This is a genomic window from Variovorax sp. VaC1 (assembly GCF_043658315.1).
GTDB lineage: Bacteria > Pseudomonadota > Gammaproteobacteria > Burkholderiales > Burkholderiaceae_C > Variovorax.
In genome coordinates this window covers 291782-307112 of the sequence record NZ_JBIGLT010000001.1, presented here as the reverse complement: position 1 = coordinate 307112, position 15331 = coordinate 291782, and the positions used below count along the sequence as shown (strand labels likewise).

General features: G+C 66.1%; 17 protein-coding genes. 13 read left to right on the top strand and 4 right to left on the bottom strand.

All coding sequences use genetic code 11. From position 1 onward, the window contains the following. Positions 1-33 precede the first annotated feature (33 nt). The 7 genes from ACGLHS_RS01490 to ACGLHS_RS01460 all read left to right on the top strand — a co-directional run bounded on the left by ACGLHS_RS01490 (position 34) and on the right by ACGLHS_RS01460 (position 5665). Positions 34-1251 (top strand): polyhydroxyalkanoate depolymerase, encoded by a 1218-nt coding sequence (locus ACGLHS_RS01490; RefSeq protein WP_394476209.1) that lies wholly within the window; start codon positions 34-36, stop codon positions 1249-1251. Positions 1252-1344: 93 nt separating this feature from the next. Further along, positions 1345-1479, top strand: coding sequence for a hypothetical protein (locus ACGLHS_RS01485; RefSeq protein ID WP_256327138.1), 135 nt, complete (start codon positions 1345-1347; stop codon positions 1477-1479). A 205-nt stretch (positions 1480-1684) separates the two neighbouring features. Then, entirely contained in the window at positions 1685-2593 is a 909-nt protein-coding gene (locus ACGLHS_RS01480) for a universal stress protein (protein ID WP_394476206.1), read from the top strand. A gap of 7 nt (positions 2594-2600) precedes the next feature. Then, a complete protein-coding gene (locus tag ACGLHS_RS01475; RefSeq protein ID WP_394476204.1) occupies positions 2601-3227 on the top strand; it encodes an N-acetyltransferase in 627 nt (208 codons plus the stop codon). Between the two features lie 193 nt (positions 3228-3420). Further along, positions 3421-3942 carry a contractile injection system protein, VgrG/Pvc8 family gene (locus tag ACGLHS_RS01470; protein WP_394476202.1) on the top strand — a complete coding sequence of 174 codons (522 nt, stop codon included), beginning with the start codon at positions 3421-3423 and terminating at the stop codon, positions 3940-3942. A gap of 119 nt (positions 3943-4061) precedes the next feature. Next, entirely contained in the window at positions 4062-4943 is an 882-nt protein-coding gene (locus tag ACGLHS_RS01465) for a hypothetical protein (RefSeq protein WP_394476200.1), read from the top strand. Beyond that, positions 4940-5665 (top strand): putative type VI secretion system effector, encoded by a 726-nt coding sequence (locus ACGLHS_RS01460; RefSeq protein ID WP_394476199.1) that lies wholly within the window; start codon positions 4940-4942, stop codon positions 5663-5665. The genes ACGLHS_RS01465 and ACGLHS_RS01460 overlap by 4 nt, the downstream gene beginning before the upstream one ends. 82 nt (positions 5666-5747) lie before the next feature. Here the strand turns inward: ACGLHS_RS01460 and ACGLHS_RS01455 are convergent, their stop codons facing one another. Beyond that, positions 5748-6710 carry a LysR family transcriptional regulator gene (locus ACGLHS_RS01455; RefSeq protein ID WP_394476198.1) on the bottom strand — a complete coding sequence of 321 codons (963 nt, stop codon included), beginning with the start codon at positions 6708-6710 and terminating at the stop codon, positions 5748-5750. A gap of 101 nt (positions 6711-6811) precedes the next feature. On the opposite strand from ACGLHS_RS01455, the gene ACGLHS_RS01450 reads away from it, so the two are divergent. The 3 genes from ACGLHS_RS01450 (at position 6812) to ACGLHS_RS01440 (ending at position 10012) form a co-directional block, all read left to right on the top strand. Further along, complete coding sequence (locus tag ACGLHS_RS01450) at positions 6812-7909, top strand: adenosine deaminase (protein ID WP_394476197.1); 1098 nt, start codon at positions 6812-6814, stop codon at positions 7907-7909. Between the two features lie 11 nt (positions 7910-7920). Further along, positions 7921-8913 (top strand): Bug family tripartite tricarboxylate transporter substrate binding protein, encoded by a 993-nt coding sequence (locus ACGLHS_RS01445; RefSeq protein WP_394476196.1) that lies wholly within the window; start codon positions 7921-7923, stop codon positions 8911-8913. Positions 8914-9028: 115 nt separating this feature from the next. After that, positions 9029-10012: a nucleoside hydrolase gene (locus tag ACGLHS_RS01440; protein WP_394478138.1), complete on the top strand. Its 984-nt coding sequence runs from the start codon at positions 9029-9031 to the stop codon at positions 10010-10012. Positions 10013-10054: 42 nt separating this feature from the next. Here the strand turns inward: ACGLHS_RS01440 and ACGLHS_RS01435 are convergent, their stop codons facing one another. Continuing rightward, positions 10055-10507 carry a CBS domain-containing protein gene (locus ACGLHS_RS01435; protein ID WP_394476195.1) on the bottom strand — a complete coding sequence of 151 codons (453 nt, stop codon included), beginning with the start codon at positions 10505-10507 and terminating at the stop codon, positions 10055-10057. 143 nt (positions 10508-10650) lie between these two features. Here ACGLHS_RS01435 and ACGLHS_RS01430 point away from each other — a divergent pair, with 143 nt between their 5' ends. The 3 genes from ACGLHS_RS01430 to ACGLHS_RS01420 are packed head-to-tail and all read left to right on the top strand — an operon-like array spanning position 10651 to position 14232. Next, positions 10651-11955 (top strand): O-acetylhomoserine aminocarboxypropyltransferase, encoded by a 1305-nt coding sequence (locus ACGLHS_RS01430; RefSeq protein WP_394476193.1) that lies wholly within the window; start codon positions 10651-10653, stop codon positions 11953-11955. An 8-nt stretch (positions 11956-11963) separates the two neighbouring features. Next, a complete protein-coding gene (locus ACGLHS_RS01425) occupies positions 11964-13361 on the top strand; it encodes a hypothetical protein (protein ID WP_394476191.1) in 1398 nt (465 codons plus the stop codon). A 55-nt stretch (positions 13362-13416) separates the two neighbouring features. Then, entirely contained in the window at positions 13417-14232 is an 816-nt protein-coding gene (locus ACGLHS_RS01420; RefSeq protein ID WP_394476189.1) for an alpha/beta fold hydrolase, read from the top strand. Here the strand turns inward: ACGLHS_RS01420 and ACGLHS_RS01415 are convergent. Both ACGLHS_RS01415 and ACGLHS_RS01410 read right to left on the bottom strand, forming a co-directional pair. Next, a complete protein-coding gene (locus tag ACGLHS_RS01415; protein ID WP_394476187.1) occupies positions 14216-14878 on the bottom strand; it encodes an NAD-dependent epimerase/dehydratase family protein in 663 nt (220 codons plus the stop codon). The two genes, ACGLHS_RS01420 and ACGLHS_RS01415, sit on opposite strands and share 17 nt — an antisense overlap. Positions 14879-14892: 14 nt before the next feature. Next, positions 14893-15279: a thioredoxin family protein gene (locus ACGLHS_RS01410; RefSeq protein WP_394476185.1), complete on the bottom strand. Its 387-nt coding sequence runs from the start codon at positions 15277-15279 to the stop codon at positions 14893-14895. Positions 15280-15331 lie beyond the last annotated feature (52 nt).

Genomic DNA, 15331 nt, shown 5'->3' with positions numbered 1-15331 from the left:
CCGGCTGGCCCGCAACTTGCCTGCACCCCTTGCATGCTGTACCGGGCCTACCAGAACCAAGCCGACATGCTTTCGCCATCGCGGCTCGCGGCGCAGTACCTCGGCCAGGCCCTCTGGAAAGAGGGCACCGAGCGCACCATCATGCGGCGCATGGCGGCCCAGTTCGAGGTGTTCTCGCGCATGCGGCTGACCCATTCGAGGCCGCCCTACGGTATCGACGCCGTGGTGGTCGATGGCGCGCAAGTGGCTGTCCATGAAGAGAAAACCCTGGTCTCGCCTTTCGGTACGCTGTTGCATTTCCGCAAGGACACCCAGGCCGTGCACCCGCCTGTGCTGCTGGTTGCACCACTCTCGGGCCATTTCGCGACCTTGCTGCGCGAAACCGTGCGCACCCTGCTGCGCGACCACGACGTGTACCTGACCGACTGGCACAACGCGCGCGACGTGCCTTTGTGGCATGGCGGCTTCAGCCTGGACGACTACACGCTGCAGCTCATCCGTTTTCTCGAAGCCATCGGCCCTGGTGGCCACATGGTCGCGGTGTGCCAGCCCTGCGTGGCCGCGCTCGCCGCCACGGCCCTCATGGCGGAAGACGACAACCCCGCCACGCCGCGCAGCCTCACGCTCATGGCCGGCCCGGTCGATTGCCGCATCAACCCGACGGGCGTGAACACGCTGGCCACCAGCAAGCCCATCGAATGGTTCCGGCGCAACCTCATCAGCCACGTGCCGTGGCCGCATGCGGGCGTGATGCGGCGCGTGTACCCCGGCTTCCTGCAGCTCGCGGCCTTCATGAGCATGAACCCCGAGCGCCACAAGAAGCAGTTCCAGGACATGCTCACCCACCTCGTCGAAGGTGATATCGAGAAGGCCCGCACCATCGGCACCTTCTACGACGAATACCTCGCGGTGAACGACCTGCCCGCCGAGTTCTACCTGGAGACCGTCGAGCGCGTCTTCCAGACCTACGACCTGCCGCGCGGCGTGCTCACCGTGGGCGACCGCACCGTGAACCCCGCCGCCATTCGCCGCACCGCGCTGCTGACGGTGGAAGGCGAACGCGACGACATCTGCGCGGTCGGCCAGACGGTGGCGGCGCAAGACCTCTGCACCGGCATCCGGCCTTACCTCAAGACCCACCACCTGCAGGCCGGCGTGGGCCACTACGGCGTGTTCAGCGGCAGCAAGTGGAATGCACAGATCTACCCACGGGTGCGCGAGACCATTCACGCCGCGGCCGAGCTGCACTGAGGCCACGGCCCCGCTCATTCGAGCTTCCAATCTGGCAGAGGGTGCGGGGCCTTTGATTGCAGACAGGCGTGGGCCTTCCTACACTCGGGGCCCATGCAACGCAAGGCTTTCATCCGCAGCAAGAACCGCTCTCCGGTCGACCTCGAGTCGCTGGCATCGAGCGAATCGCGCGCGGCCGCGCAGGCGGCGGTGATGGCAGGGTCAGAGCTGACCCTCGCACATCCCTGAGCCCGGCGGTCAGCCTCCCCCTTTACAGCGCCATCCACCGACCGCCGGGCCACCACAGCCCCGCGCGGTAGCACCCGCCCGCCCCTCGCGACGGGTTGCGTTCGCGCACGGCACGGTCGCGCTCTCGCCCTCCGATCTTCCGGCTCGCCGCCGCAGCACCGCTGTGGCCGTGCGGCCTGCTTTCTCCTGCGGAAGGAACAGAAGCATGCATATCCAATCCATCCTCGCGATCACCGACCTGTCCGCGCGGGGCCATCGCACGGTTCGACGCGCGGCATCGATTGCCGCGGCGCACGGCGCGCTGCTGAAAATCATGTACGCGCCCATGGCATTCGCCGGCGCCACCGAAACGGGCGCGCATGCCGCGCGCCATCTGGCGGGGCTCGCCATCGAGATGGCCGAAGGCTTCGGCATCCTCGTCAAGAAGGTCGACGACCTGAGCGGCCGCCTCGAAGCCATCGCGCAGGAGGCACGCTGGTGCGACCTGCTGGTGGTCGGCGACGCACGCGACCCTTGCACGCTCGCCGTCTTTCACGGACAGCCCGTGGCGCGATTGCTGCGCGCCGTGCGCAAGCCGGTCCTGGTCGCGCGGCTCGATGCGGCCACGCGCTACCGACGGATTCTGGTAGCAGTCGACCTCACGGATGCATCGAGGCATCTGGTCGAGCTGGCCTGGGCCTTCGACGACACCGCCGAGGTCGAGCTCTTTCACGCACTCAACACCCTGCACGAGGGCAAGCTGCGCTACGCGGACGTGTCCGACTACACCATCAAGTCGCTGCGCCATGCCTGCGCACGGCATGCGCGCGAGCGGATGCTGTCGCTGTCCGACTCGTCGACGGCGCGGCGCAACCGCGTCGTCTCCGCGATCGGCCAGGGCGACCCGGCACGGCAGGCGACCGTTCAGCAGCAGTACTCGAAGGCGGAGCTTCTGGTGGTCGGCAAGCACGGGCACTCGGCCATCGCCGACTTCGTGTTCGGCAGCGTGGCGCAGCGGGTGCTGAAGTGGTCTGTGAGCGATGTGCTGGTCGTGCCGCGCGGCAGCGGCACTTCGTTGCCCGCCCATGCGGAACCGGCAACGCAGGGTGCGTTGCCGCCGGCCTTGAAGCAGTGAGGGCAGCATGGCATTTGCATTGCCTCTCTTCGCCTCGTGCCCCTTTCGGATCATGCGGCCGGCCGAGCTGCGCATCGACGTCGATCCCAGCAAAGGCCGGCCGAGCGAGCCACTCACGCCCGTCCACGAACGCATGCGCGCGCTGGAAGATCGCCTGCAGCCGCTGCACCTGCCGGCGCAGGACGACCCCGACCTGCGCGCCCGCTACCGCGAAGCGGATGGCGAGCTGTATGTCTACATCGAAGACATCCGCCACGAACGCCTCATCGGCTACACCGTGTTCAACCGGCTGATCGAACTGGGCCGCAGGGCCGACCGGCACATCAGGGCTCCGCACTCCCAGTACGACCCGGCTTATCAGCGGCGGGGACTCGCCACGGCGGTGTATCGGTGGGCGCTCAGCAGCGGTATCTGCCTGATGAGCGGCGCGCGGCAATCGCCGGGTGCCAATGCGCTCTGGCAGCGCCTTGCCCGCAGCCACGAGGCAGGGTTCGTCGACTTGCGCGACAAGCGCCTGACTTACCTCGGGGCGGAGATCGATGACGCCACGCTCGGCGAGCTTCACACGCGGATGTTTCTGCTCGGCAACGGCTGGACGCTGGCGCGCTTCAGGCAGGAGGTGCAGATGGATTGAACGATCGGGGCTGGAATGGCAATGCAGCCGAATTGCGGCGGCGACGGTCGGTCATCGGGGTGACGGCATGCATTCCATCACGCCACTCGTGCTGCAATGGTTGCCCGATTCTTTCTCCCGGTTTTTGCCCCCGTGAGCTTCCCATAATCCGCCGCTCAGCCCTTGGCCCCGAGGGCGGATTCAGGGAGAACACATGTCCGCACGCAGTGCTACGCCCTCGCGCACGCTCGAGATCAGCAGCAGCGCCATTCCGTTGATCCTGGGGCGACCTGCGCTGGAGCCGGTACGGCTGTCGGGGCATGAGGGTTTGAATTCGCTGTTCGCCTACGAGCTTCTTCTCAAGACCCCCGATGCCCTGAACCTCGGGGCCAGCGGTGCCGCCGACTTCGATCTCGACAGCTTCATCGGCCGCGAGATCACCTGTTCGATCCAGCTGGATGGCGCGGGCCAGTTCCTGCCCGGCGTTGTCGGCGAGTCCACCGACCACATCGGCGCAGGCGTGCGCCAGATCAACGCCCTGATCACCGACGCCGAGGTCTGGGGCGAGGAAGGCCGGCATGTGCAATACAAGCTCACGCTTCGGCCCTGGCTGCACCTGGCCACCTTGACCATCGACTGTCGGATCTTCCAGAACAAGACCGCTGTCCAGGTGTTGGATGAGTTGCTGGCCGGCCACGACTTCCCTGTGGACAACGCCCGACTCACCTCGTCCTGATCGCCCTTGACAGGCACTTTCGCATCGACAAACTTGCCGACTATGCGAGCGAAAAGATCATCCAGCACATCTTCGGCATTCGGGCCTTCGTGAACCCGGCAGATTCAGCCAATCTGATCATGGCCCAGGCTCAGGAGGACGGACTGAAACGCGCCGAGACTTTGAAGCGCTTGCGCACCGGGCGCACATTCATGGCGGCAGATACACCCGCAATCAAGACAGCGCAATCCGAGACCATGGGAGCGGCGTGGCAAAAGTTCAAGGCCGATACCAGCACACCCGCGAAAGCTGCAACGGTTGCCAGCGCAGGCAAGGACGCGAGACTGGCGTTGGTGGTGGGCCTCATCGAGGGCGTGAACTTCGCGAAACTCATCGCGGACTGCAAGGCCAAGAACGACGCCAAAAGCTGGTTCAGCCTGCTGGCTTCGGGCATGTCGATCACGAGTGCCCTTTTTGATATCGGCACGGTGGCGGCCAAGAACATGCCGGGGATGGGGGCGTCCTCCTGGAGCTATCAAGGGCTGAAGCTGTGGGGTGGATTGTTGAGTGGGGGGGCGACGTTCATTGGGGGGGTGGTTGATTTTTTTGAAGGCTCGAAGAACGAAAAAAATGGGTACTACTGGTTGTCTTGGCTGCTCTATGGAAAAGCGACTATCGGATTCGGTTCTGGAGCCTTGTCTCTTGCTGTCACCTTCACTTACTCCACTCCGCTGATCAAACGATTGGCAGTTCGAACCGTCGCTGGCACGACGGCAGAAGCAGTTGGCGCACGCGGCGCAGCTTTCATCGGGCTTCGAATTTTGGGTATGGCCATCGGTTGGGAGATCACCGTGGTTCTGTTTGGCCTTCAGATCATCATCTGGTGGATCACACCTGATGCGCTGGAGAACTGGATTGATCATTCGGCCTTCGGAAAAAAACGTAGTACTGGTGGGTACAGAACGGCCGAAGAACAGGGTACAAAATTGCGTGAGAGCTTGATTGAGATGGGATTGAAATGAGCGCCGAAAAACAACCTGGCCTCGTGAAGCTCACAGGGGTCATCACGAACTACAAGGTGACGCGCTCAACCGCAAGCTTTATCTTCACCGACAGCGATCGGAATGCAATGGGCGTAGTCGCCATCGCGGCAGCTGCAGTTGGCTTAAGCGGGCCTGCCATCGCAACTGCAAGCACCGCAGCCAACACCGAGGAAGAAGCGGACTACGTCGAATTTGATCTCGATGGGCAGGTCGTAAGAGGTTGGGTTTGGCGAAGCCCCTTCAAGGAGGGTGAGAAGGTGGAGGCTGTCGTTGAATGGCGAGGAGATCACTACGAGACTGCAGGCATTGCCCGACCATCAGATCGCGTCATCGCGCTATATCCGCATTGCTCAAGAGGACGAACAAAGCACATCAGGAATGCGGTGAAATGGTGGTTGATTGGGACGACTTTGATGGTTGCTCTGCTTCTTCTCGCCAGGATTGCCACCTTGCCGATAGAGCTTGCCTTCCGGGGGCTCCTTGAAGAAGGAGCCTTTGTGATCTTGGGTTTCTACCTATTCTTCGGACTGATGGCGTTCCGTTTGGCGCTTAGATGGATGCCTTTCGTTCGATTAACCGAGAAGGTTTTCAGGACACTCGGCAAGTCGAGCCCGAGCAATGTCGATCTGGTCAAGTCAACCAAGGCTCAACGCAAGCCCGATGACCCAGGTGAGTTGGGTACTTTTTACTTTCGCTATTGATCGAGAGAAAATTCAACGGGGCCAACTGCAAAGGCGCCAACGAGCAAGGCGAACGGTTGCCGATCGCGACACGAGCCAACCATCATCCGCCTTGGCGCTTCGCCCGCATCCCCTTGCTCACACGCCGCACAAACGCCTCCCCCGCCTGCGGCAACCGCTCGTGCAGAAAGGCGATCAGCTCCTGCGCCACCACGTTGCGCATCGGCCCCGGCAGGTAGGCGAGCACCACGCGGCGTTCGACGCGTGGCTTCAGCAGCGGCACAACCACCAGTTCCGGGTCGCGCAGCGAGGACGTGTACAGGCGTGGCATCAACCCAAGGGCCTGCCCGCTGCGCACCAAGGCGTAAAGGGTTTCGGAATAACTCACGCGATAGGGCTCCGCGCCCTGCGCGAACTGGGCGCGTGCCGGGTTGCCCAGTGCTGGCATGCTGCCGCTTTCGAACAGCACCAGCCGCTCCTTGCCGATGGCCTCCCAGTTCGCATCGCCGGCTGCGGCCAGCGGGTGATCGCGCCGCACCACCAGCACCAGCGGGTCGCGAAAGAGGTCGATGCAGGTCAGGCCGCCCGGCGGTTCGGTGATGGCGGCCACCGCCATGTCGAGCTGGCCGCTGCGCAGTTCGGCCAGCAGCGTGGTCGATGGCGCATCGCGCCAGGCCAGTTCCACATCGCGCTGGCCGTTCTTGAGAAATTCGCTGGCCTCTGCGGCGACGCGCGCGCTGGCCGAAGGAATCACGCCGATGCGCACGAAGGCGCGGCCGCGTTGCACCGTGCTCTCGATGTCGCGCAGCGCCACCTCGAAGGTGTTGACGAGGAAGTCGGTGCGCGCCAGCACCTCAGCGCCCACCGGCGTGAGTTCGAGCCGATGGGTGGAGCGGGTGAGCAGCTCGGCGCCGAGCAGCTTTTCCATCTGCTTGATGGCATTGCTCAACGCAGGCTGCGTGATTGCCAGCCGTCGCGCGGCCCGACCGAACTGGCCCTCTTCGACCAGCACCGAGAAGAACTGCAGCTGGCGCAACGTGAGCGCACGCAGGGGCAAGGTGGCCATGGGCGTTGTTCCGGTTGCCGGCTCCGGTTATTGATTCAGTGAATCAAATTATAGAAATTCAAAATTTTCCTTATACGGCCTCGATCCCTAGACTGGTCAGCATGACCAGCAGCACCGCCCCCACCTCTGCCCCCCTCACGCTGGAATCGATGCTGCATGCGATTCCCAAGGTCGAGTTGCACTGCCATCTGTTCGGCACCGTGCGCCACGAAACCTTCAAGCAGCTCAACCTGCGCGCCGGCGCGCCGCTCGCAGCCGACGAGATCGAGAGCTTCTACACGCGCGGCGAAAAACCGGTGGGCGTGCTGCGCGTGCTGCGTGCACTCGACGCGCAACTGGTGCGCGGCGCCGGCGACCTGTACCAGCTCACGCTCGAATACCTGCAGGACGCGGCCTCGCACAACGTGCGCTATGCCGAGTTCTTCTGGAACCCGACCGGCACGGTGCACGGCTCCGGCATCCCATACGCCATGGCACAAGGCGCCATCGTTCGCGCGATCCACGATGCGCAGCAGGAGTTCGGCATCGTCGGCCGGCTCATCGCCGCCATCGACCGCGAGGCCAGCGCCGAGGCCGCCGTGGAAATGGTCGAGTGGGTCAAGGCCCACCGTTGCGACGAAGTGATCGGCATCGGCATCGACTACCGCGAGAACGACCGGCCGCCCGAGCTGTTCACTCAGGCCTATGCCGATGCGAAGAAGGCCGGCCTGAAGACCACCGCGCATGCCGGCGAATTCGGCATGCCCTGGACCAACGTGCGCACGGCGCTCGACGTGCTGCAGGTGGACCGCATCGACCACGGCTACACGGTGGTCGACCAGCCCGACTTCGCGCGCCAGTGCGCCGAGCGGGGCGTGATCTTCACGGTGGTGCCCACCAACTCCTACTACCTGCGCACGCTGCCGCCCGAGCGCTGGGCGCTCGATCATCCGATCCGCAAGATGCCCGGCCTGGGCCTGCGCATCCACCCCAACACGGACGACCCGACACTGCACAAGGTCACGCCCACAAAGGCCTGGCTGATGATGGTGCGCGACTTCGGCTTCAACCTCGACGACCTGCGCGGCTTCATGCACAACGGCCTGGACGGCGCGTGGATCGACGACACGCAACGCCGCGCCTGGCGCACGCAGTGGAGCGAGGCGTTCGACACGCTGCGCGCCCGCCTCCACACAGAACCCACTTCCTCTCCTCTTTGATTGTCCACGCCATGAATACGCCCCGCCGCCTGCTCCTCGCCGCTGCGCCTCTCTTCGCCGCGCTCATTGCCGCCCTGCCCACTGCTGCGCTCGCGCAGGCATGGCCGAGCGCCAAGCCCATCACGCTGATCGTTCCCTACACCGCCGGCGGCAGCGTGGACGTGAACGCCCGGCTCGTCGCCCAGCGGCTCGGCGAGCGGCTCAAGCAGTCGGTGGTGATCGAGAACGTGAGCGGCGCGGGCGGTGCCATCGGCGTGGCCAAGGCGGTGAACGCCACGCCCGACGGCTACACGCTGGTGGTGGGCCCCGACAGCGCCATTGCCATCGGCAAGCTGGTCAACCCGACCGCCTTTCGCTTCGACCCGCTGAAAGACCTGGCACCGGTCGGCCTGCTCAACACCGCGCCGATGGTGCTGGTCGCGCGGCCCGGCCTCGAAGCCCAGACCTTCACCGACTTCGTGAAGCTCGCGAAGGCCAAGCCCGGCAGGTACAACTACGCGACCTCGGGCGTCGGCACCGTGCTGCAACTGGCGATGGAGTTGCTGAAGGAACGCAGCGGCATCTTCGTGACGCACGTGCCCTACCGCGGCGGCGCACAGATCGCCACCGACGTGATCGGCGACCAGGTCGACCTGGCGATGCTGGTGAGCACCAGCGCCATTCCGCATGTGAACGGCAAGCGGCTGAAAGCGCTGGGCATCACCAGCAACAAGCGGCTGGCCGCGCTGCCGAACGTGCCCACCTTCGACGAAATGCCCGGCCTGAAGGGCTTCGACATGGTGAGCTGGACCGGCGTTTTCGCGCCCGCGAAGACGCCGCCGGCCGTGGTCGCGCAGATCAACCATGAGTTGAACGCGGTGCTGCAGGAAGAAGGCGTGCGCAGCAAGCTGATGGAGCAAGGCGCGCTGCCGGGCAGCGGCACGCCCGAGTCTTTCGCGAAGTTCGTGCAGGCCGAGTACGCACGCAACCAGAAGATCGTGCAGACCGCCAACATCAAGGAGTGAACGTGCGATGAAGACCGTCTTGTTGTCCCGCCGCGCGCTGGTCGCTTCCGCCGCGGCCGGCCTGGCCGGCATGGCCTTCGCGCAGGCCAACAGCCCGGCCGCGCTGGCACAGGCCATGGCCGGCACGCCGGCCACGCAACTGCCACTCGCGGCACCGGGCAAGCGACAGGTCATCATCGACACCGACCCCGGCCAGGACGACGCCATCGCGCTGCTGATGGCCATGGCCGCGACCGACAAGCTCGATATCAAGGCGCTGACCGTGAGCGTGGGCAACCTGCCGCTCAGCAGGACCGAGAAAAACGCGCGCATCGTGCGCGACTGGGCCAATCGGCCCGACATTCCGGTGTACGCGGGCTACCCGCGCCCGCTGGTGCGCGAGCCGATCTTTGCCGACGACGTGCACGGCAAGACCGGCATGGAAGGCCCGACGCTGCACGAGCCGCGCGGCCCGCTCATGCCGACGCATGCGGTGCAGTACCTGATCGAAACGCTGCGCGCCGCCGCGCCGAAGAGCATCACGCTGGTCGGCCTGGCGCCGCTCACCAACTTCGCGGCCGCCCTCAACGCGGCGCCCGACATCAAGCCCGCCATTGCCGAGATCGTGGTGATGGACGGTTCATGGGGCGTGGGCGGCAACATCACGCCGGCGGCCACCTTCAACATCTACGCCGACCCCGAGGCGGCATCGATCGTGTTCCGCAGCGGCGTGCCGGTGACGGCCCTGTCGCACGACGCAGCGCGCCGCGTGCTGCTGACGCCCGAGCGCATCGTGCCCTTCCGCATCATGGGCAACAACGCCGGCAAGGTGGTGGCCGACATCTTCGATTCGATGATGGCCTATGGCCTGCGTCGCCGGGGCATGGCGGTCGGGCCGATCTACGACCCGTGCGTCATCGCCTACCTGCTGCAGCCCGAGCTGTTCAAGGGCGCGAAGGTGAGCGTGGATGTGGAAACGAAGGGAGAGTTCACGACCGGCGCGACGGTGGTCGACTTTCGCGGCTACAACCGCCGCACGCCCAACACGCTGTGGATCAGCGAGGCCGACGCCGAGGGCTTCTACGCGCTGCTGCGCACGCAGATCGCGCGGCTGCCCTGAGCGAGCGGGCCGCCGCGCCTTTGCGTTTCCTTCAAGGCCGGATCAGCCGGCCTTTTCGTCTTCCGCCGGCCAGTCGCGAATGTAGGCCTTGAGCATCTTGTTCTCGAAGTTCTGGCTGTCCACCACGGCCTTGGCCACGTCGTAGAAGCTGATCACGCCCATCAGCATGCGCTTGTCCATCACGGGCATGTAGCGCGCATGGCGCTCCAGCATGATGCGACGGATTTCGTCGAGGTCGGTCTCGAGCGTGCAGGTGACGGGGGCGTCGTCCATGGCCTTGCGCACGAGCGTGGTGCCGACCTGCCCGCCGTTGTTGACGATGGCCACGATCACCTCGCGGAAGGTGAGCATGCCGACCAGGTCGCCGTGTTCCATGACGACGAGCGAGCCGATGTCTTTCTCCGCCATGGTGGTGGCGGCTTGTGCCAGCTGGTCGTCGGGTGTGATGGTGAAGAGCGTGTTGCCCTTGACGCGAAGGATGTCGCTGACTTTCATCGTGTGCTCCTCTCGGGACTCTATCTCGGCGGCGTGCCGTTTTTGAATATAGCCCACAATCGACGCCGACCTGAACGCCCCTGTCGCGCACGCATGCTTTGCAGGCGTAACGGGGCATTGCGAGAGACAACAGAAAGGCCCAAATGCCCGGTTATTCCGACCCCGGTTTCGACACCCTTGCGCTGCACGCCGGCGCCTCGCCCGACCCAGCCACCGGCGCGCGGGCGGTGCCGATCCACCTGACCACCTCCTTCGTCTTCGAGTCCAGCGACCATGCGGCCGCCCTCTTCAACCTGGAACGCGCGGGCCATGTGTATTCGCGCATCAGCAACCCGACCAACGCGGTGCTGGAGCAGCGCGTGTCGGCGCTCGAAGGCGGCATCGGCGCCATTGCCACCGCCAGCGGCCAGGCGGCGCTGCACCTGTCGGTCGCCACGCTGATGGGCGCGGGCTCGCACATCGTGGCCAGCACGGCGCTGTACGGTGGCTCGCAGAACCTGCTGCATTACACGATGCGACGCTTCGGCATCGAGACCACCTTCGTGAAGCCCGGCGACCTCGACGGCTGGCGCGCGGCGGTGCGGCCTGAAACCAAGCTCTTCTTCGGCGAGACCGTGGGCAACCCCGGGCTCGACGTGCTCGACATCCCGGCCGTGAGCGACATCGCCCATGAAGCCGGCGTGCCGCTGCTGGTCGACTCGACCCTCACCTCGCCCTACCTGATCAAGCCCTTCGACTGGGGCGCCGACCTGGTCTATCACTCGGCGACCAAGTTTCTGTCGGGCCACGGCACGGTGATCGGCGGCGTGGTGGTCGACGGCGGCAGTTTCGACTGGGAAAAGTCCGGCAAATTTGCCGAGCTGACGCAGGCCTACGACGGCTTCCACAACATGGTCTTCAGCGAGGAAAGCACCGTCGGCGCCTTCCTGCTGCGCGCCCGCCGCGAAGGGCTGCGCGACTTCGGCGCCTCGATGAGTCCGCACACGGCGTGGCTGATCCTGCAGGGCATCGAGACGCTGCCGCTGCGCATGGAACGGCACATCGGCAACACGCAGAAGGTGGTCGAATTCCTGGCCACCCATCCATTCGTGTCGCGCGTGGGACATCCGCTGATCGAATCGCACCCGAGCCATGCGCTCGCGCAGAAGCTGCTGCGCCACGGCGCGCGCGGTGCCGGCGCGGTGTTCAGCTTCGACATCAAGGGCAGCCGCGCGCAGGGCAAGGCCTTCATCGAGGCGCTGAAGCTGTTCAGCCATCTGGCGAATGTGGGCGACTGCCGCAGCCTGGTGATCCACCCGGCCAGCACCACGCACTTCCGCATGACCGACGAGGCGTTGGCGGGGGCAGGCATTTCGCAAGGCACGATCCGCCTGTCGATCGGCCTCGAAGACCCGGCCGACCTGATCGACGACTTGAAGCGCGCGCTGAAGGCGGCGGAAAAAGCCTGACCGCGCCGATGGAGCCGACACCGTTCTTCGAATGGCTGAAGGGCCCGGACGCACTCGGCGTCGCGCCGCATTTCTTCGCCATGCGCCCCGACGGCACGCGCGACCGCGAGACCTATTGCGGCTACGGTGACGCGCCGCCGATCGCCCGCGAGCATTTCTGGGCGGCGCCACACCGCATCGAGATGTCGCAGGACTGGGGCCATCCGCCGCGATTTCCCGACCTGGCCGACTGGTCGGGCGACGGCTCGCCGCACGCGAGATGCCTGCTCGTCAGCCTCAGGCTGCACGCGCTGCTGACGCAGTTCAAGCTGCCGGCCCACCGCGCCTACGACGTGGAGGCCCGCTTTCCTGCGTACCACCACGCGCGCTTCGGCGACTTGCGCGCCGAATACCGGTTGATGCACTGGCTCGGCGACGGACAGTGGCTCGACAGCCTGGACCTGGCGCGCACCGCGCTGCGCATCACTGTGCGGCTGCAGAAAGACCGGCCGCGCTACCACCGCGTCTTCGCGGCAGGCAGCTTCGAGACGGCGGCCCAGGTCGCGCAGGCCGCGACCGGGTTCGAGAAGGAACTGCCCCGCACGCCCGGCTACGTTCCGCCGGGGCGCACGCTCGAACATGAGGCGCATGTCATGGCCGAAGCGTTTCAGCCTACCGGCGTGTCCCGCCACGGGCGGCCGGTGCTCGACATGGCATCGGTCCATTGGCCCGTCCATCTACAGCCGCTGGACCTGCTCTGGCTGCCCGATGAAAGCGCACCGCTGGTCAGCAACGACCTGCGCCAGGCGCTGGCGAGCGGCGGTTTCACCGGCATGCGCTTCGGCAAGGAATGGCGCTCGGCCTTCGCCCAGCCCGCCGAGATGCAGAGCCCGGCGTTCCGTGCGGAGCGTGCCGCGCTGCTGTCGCGGATCGCCACCTCACCGGACGCCGACCCCAGCGCTCGCTCGGTGCAAATCTTTGCCGCGCTCCAGGCCCGGCAGCAGGCGCTGACCGCGCAGCCGATCGACGTTGCGCAACTGGTGCTGCCCGCGGCCTACGCCGAGTTGCTGCGCACCGGCCTGCCGGTTCATGCGGAGCCCGATGAGGACGATGAAGGCCAGGATGACGGCGACCTCGACGCGCGAGACCCTCGCCGCTGGCACTGGCTCCCGCGCGAGCGCCTGTGCATGCTGGACGACATCGGCGACGACGGCGACTGGGTGGCCAGCCACCCGGAAGCCGCGCGTGCGCTGCTCGTCGCGCAAGACGAAGGCGGCGACTACCTCGGCTTCCTGCTGCGAGACGGCTCGGAGCTCGAGCTCGACGGCACGCTGATGCATTTCAAGCACGAGACGGGCGAGATCCTGCCGAGCGCGGTCCGCGACTGGGCGCCGCCCCTGCACGCCCGGCCCGCGTCGGCGCGCTGATTGATCCGCCACCTCACACGAACACAAGACACACAAGACCCCAGAAAGAGACGCCATGAGCATCCTTCAAGTCAACGGCCACAGCACCTATTGCTACACCGGCGGCAAGCCCTTCGATGCGGCCAAGCCCACCGCGGTGTTCATCCATGGCGTGCTGAACGACCACAGCGTATGGATTCTTCAGACGCGCTGGTTCGCCAACCACGGCTGGAACGTGCTGGCGGTCGATCTGCCCGGCCACTGCAAGAGCGACGGCCCGCCGCCCGCGAGCGTGGAGGAAGCGGCGCAGTTCGTCATCGCCCTGCTCGATGCGGCCGGCGTCGACAAGGCCGCCCTGATCGGCCACAGCTTCGGCTCGCTGATCGCGCTCGAAGCCGCCGCCCGTGCGCCGCAGCGCGTGACACACCTGGCGATGGTCGGCACGGCGTATCCGATGGTGGTGTCGCCCGCGCTGCTCGAAAGCTCGGTCAGCGATCCGCAACGCGCCATCCATATGGTCAACACCTTCTCGCATTCGCTGATGGCGCCGCCGCCCTCTTCGCTCGGCCCCGGCACCTGGCTCTACGGCAGCTCGCGCGCGCTGATGCGCCGCGTGCTGGCCAGCAACCGCGAGCACAACGTGTTCCACATCGGCTTCAAGGCCTGCAACGACTACGCGAACGGCGAAGCCGCGATGGAGGCCGTGCAATGCCCCGTGCTGTTCCTTCTCGGCGACGCCGACCAGATGACGCCGCCGCGCGCCATCAAGGCACTGGCCGGCAAGGCGCGGCACGGCAAGGTGGTGACGGTGCACGCCGGCCATGCGCTGATGAGCGAGGCACCCGACGAGGTGCTGTTCACACTGCGCGATTTCGTCAGCGCAGCGCGTTGATGTCGGGCGTTTCGAGCAGCACCTTGGGCGCGCCGCGTCGCGCCACGATCAGCATGGCGCGGCCGACCTGCTCGGTGGTGGTCATCCTGTCGGGCCAGAGCCGGTAGGCCAGGCTGAGCAGCGGCGCGATGACGACGTAGAGGCCGTTGTACAACGGCGTCTTCGAGCGCGCGCCGTTCAGCGGCTGGATGACACCGGGGCGAAACATGTAGGCGGCCTTGAACGGCAGGCGCAGCAAGGCGTTTTCGGTCGCGCCCTTCACGCGCGCCCACATGCTGCTGCCGCGCTCCGTGCTGTCGGTGCCGGCGCCCGTCACGTAGGTGAAGGTCATGCCCGGGTTGAGCCGCGCGAGCACCGTGGCAGCCGCGAGCGTCAGGTCGTAGGTGACGCGCTTGTAGTCGGGCTCCTTCATGCCGACGGACGACACGCCCAGGCAGAAGAAGCAGGCGTCGAAACCCTTCAACTCCGACTCGATGCCGCTGTAGTCGTACATGTCCTTGTGGACCAGTTCGTACAGCTTCGGGTGCGTGTTCCCCGTGACGCTGCGCCCGATTGTCACGACGCGCTCCACGTCGGGGGCGAGCAGGCACTCGCGCAGCACGCCCTGCCCCACCATGCCGGTGGCGCCAAAGATCAGGATGTTCATGGAGGAGGTTCCGGTCAGACCGTGAAGACGGTCGGCTTCTTGTTGAGCACGGCAAGCAGCAGGTCGACGTCGAAGCTCGACGGCTTGGGCGGCTGCAGCGCCGAGAGCATGCGCGAGAGCGTCTCGGCATGCGGCAGCAGCGGGCCCAGGAAACGCGTGCCGTCGGCACCGGCGACCAGCAGGGTCGGGAAGGTCTCGACATCGAACGCGTCGGCGATGTCGGCGTGGTCTTCGATGTCGACCCAGGCGAAGCGGAACTGCGGATGCGCGCGCGCCACCTGTTCCAGCAGCGGCCGGTAGTCGCGGCAGGTGCCACACCATTCGGCGCACAGGCACACGACCCAGGGCGCATCGCTGCTGGCCGGCTCGGCGGATTCGGGGGCGGCGGGAAGAGCGCTCAAGACAGATGCGACGAAGGTGTGAATGGAGAGCCGGGGTGGTGCGGCCGGAAGG